A 575-nucleotide genomic window follows, 5' to 3' on the forward strand; every position below is an offset into this window, starting at 1 on the left:
GCACCGCCGCAGCGGCGGGGTCCCGCCGCTCCGCTCCCGGCCTCGGAGGCCCCGTTCGATGCCATCGGCCTCGCCCGGCATCTCCTGCGCAGCATCCGCTCCGGGGCATTGGCCACCCTCGACGCCGAGGACGGGACGCCCTTCGCCTCGCTGGTGACGATCGCCACGGATGTGGACGGCACCCCCCTGATGCTGCTCTCGCGCCTTTCGGCGCATACGCGCAACCTCCTGGCCGATCCCCGCGCCTCGCTGCTGTTCAGCGCCGGCGGCAAGGGCGATCCCCTGGCCCATCCCCGCCTCACCGTCACCGGCCGGGTGAGCCAAACGACGGAGCCGCGCATCCGCGAGCGCTTCGTCGCCCGCCACCCGAAGGCGAAGCTCTACGCGGATTTCCCCGATTTCGGCTTCTTCGCCCTGGAACCCGGCGCCGGGCATCTCAACGGGGGCTTCGCCAAGGCGGCGACGCTGACCCCCGCCGAGCTCCGCCTCGACCTGTCGGGGGCCGAGACCCTGATCGCCGGCGAGCGCGGGGCGGTGGAGCACATGAATGCGGACCATGCCGACGCCCTCGCCCT

Annotated in this window: 1 protein-coding gene; it reads left to right on the plus strand. The window is 73.2% G+C overall.

The genetic code is table 11. From position 1 onward, the window contains the following. A partial coding sequence (locus MBTS_RS23300; protein WP_192216607.1) for a HugZ family pyridoxamine 5'-phosphate oxidase occupies positions 1 to 575 on the plus strand: 575 nt, incomplete at both ends.

This window comes from Methylobacterium bullatum (assembly GCF_014845095.1).
Lineage (GTDB): Bacteria > Pseudomonadota > Alphaproteobacteria > Rhizobiales > Beijerinckiaceae > Methylobacterium > Methylobacterium bullatum.